This window comes from Aquipuribacter hungaricus (genome assembly GCF_037860755.1).
GTDB lineage: Bacteria > Actinomycetota > Actinomycetes > Actinomycetales > JBBAYJ01 > Aquipuribacter > Aquipuribacter hungaricus.
Genome location: NZ_JBBEOI010000401.1, coordinates 1 through 1743, shown reverse-complemented (window position 1 = coordinate 1743; position 1743 = coordinate 1). Strand labels below are relative to the sequence as shown.

At 77.3% G+C, this 1743-nt stretch carries 2 protein-coding genes; both read left to right on the top strand.

Features of this window, described 5'->3' with window-relative positions; genetic code table 11:
* Positions 1-430: hypothetical protein (locus tag WCS02_RS20145; protein ID WP_340296087.1), on the top strand; the 430-nt coding region annotated here is incomplete at its 5' end.
* Positions 427-1743: sodium/solute symporter (locus tag WCS02_RS20140; protein ID WP_340296086.1), on the top strand; the 1317-nt coding region annotated here is incomplete at its 3' end. The genes WCS02_RS20145 and WCS02_RS20140, both read left to right, overlap by 4 nt.

Genomic DNA, 1743 nt, shown 5'->3' with positions numbered 1-1743 from the left:
TTGGCCTCCGACTTGGGCTCCCCGGCCCGCGGCCGTGACCGAGCCCGGCCGGCGCCGCCCGCAGCGGGTGCGGGTCACCAGGACCGTGCCGCTGCGCGGGCGGGTCGTCTCCCCCGCCCGCAGCCCCGACGTCGTGTCGGTCTACGACCGCTCGCTGCGGCGCGCGCAGCTGCGCTGGTCGCTGGCCTCGGTGCTCGTCGTCGTCGTCCCGCTGCTCGGGCTGCCCGTGCTCGGCGTCGTCCTGCCCGGCGTGGCGGCGCTGCCCGTCCTGGGGGTCCCGCTCGCGTGGTGGCTGCTGGCCGTGCTCGTCTACCCGGTGCTGTGGCTGGCCGGGCGCCGCCACGTGGCCGGCGCCGAGCGCAGCGAGGAGGACTACCGCGAGCTCGTCACGGACCTGCCCGACGCGCCCGCCCCGGACCCGATCGGATGACCCACGCCCCCGCGATCACCGCCGTCGCGGTCGTCGTCCTCGTCACCGTCCTCGTCGCGGCCTACGGCACCCGGGTGTCGAGGACCACGGGCGACTTCTACGTGGCCAGCCGCGCGGTGCGGCCGTGGTGGAACGCCTCGGCGATCGGCGGGGAGTACCTGTCGGCGGCGAGCTTCCTCGGCGTGGCCGGGCTCGTCCTCGTCGAGGGCGCCGACGCGCTGTGGTTCCCCATCGGCTACACCGTCGGCTACCTGCTGCTGCTGGCCTTCGTCGCGGCGCCGCTGCGCCGCTCGGGCGCCTACACGCTGCCCGACTTCGCCGAGCTCCGCCTCGGCTCCTCCCGCGCCCGCACCGCCTCCGCGCTCGTCGTCGTGCTCGTCGGCTGGCTGTACCTGCTCCCCCAGTTCACCGCCGCCGGGCTCGTGTGGGCCTCGGCGACCGGGCTGCCCCGCTGGATCGGCACCGTCGTCGTCGCGGTCGTCGTCGCCGGCGCGGTGGCCGGTGGCGGGATGCGGTCGATCACCATCGTCCAGGCGGTCCAGTACTGGCTCAAGCTCACCGCGATCGCCGTGCCCGCCTGCGTGCTGCTCGCGCTGTGGGGGCTGCAGGGCGCGCCCCCCTCGCAGGCGCCGCCCGGCTGGGCGGTCCCCAGCAGCGACCCGGGCGACCTGTACGCCACGTACTCGCTGCTGCTCGCCCTGCTGCTGGGCACCATGGGCCTGCCGCACGTGCTCACCCGCTTCTACACCAACCCCGACGGCACGGACGCGCGGCGGACGACCCGCACGGTCATCGGCCTGCTCGGCCTGTTCTACGTCTGGCCGCCGGTGTACGCCGTGCTCGCCTGGCGGCTGGCGCCCGAGCTCGCCGAGCCCGGGCGGGCCGACACGCTGGTCGTCGACCTGCCGGGCCTCGCGCTGCCCGGCACGCTCGGCACGGTGCTGGGCGCGGTCGCCCTCGGCGGGGCGTTCGCGGCGTTCCTGTCCACGGCGTCGGGCCTCACGGTGGCGGTGTCGGGCGTGCTGGCCCGCGACCTGGTCCCCGGGGCCGGCGGGGACGCCCGCGCGGTGTCCCGGTTCCGCCTGGCCACCCTCGGCGCGCTCGTCGTCCCGGTCGGGGTCGCCCTGCTCGGCGTCGACGTGCCGCTGGCCGCGACGGTCGGGCTGGCGTTCGCCCTGGCCGCGTCCACCTTCGCCCCGCTGCTCCTGCTGGGGATCTGGTGGGACGGGCTGCGCGCGGGGCCGGCGCTGCTGGGCATGGCCGTGGGCGGCTGCGCCGCGGCCGCCGCCGCCGTCCTCACCCTGACCGGGGTC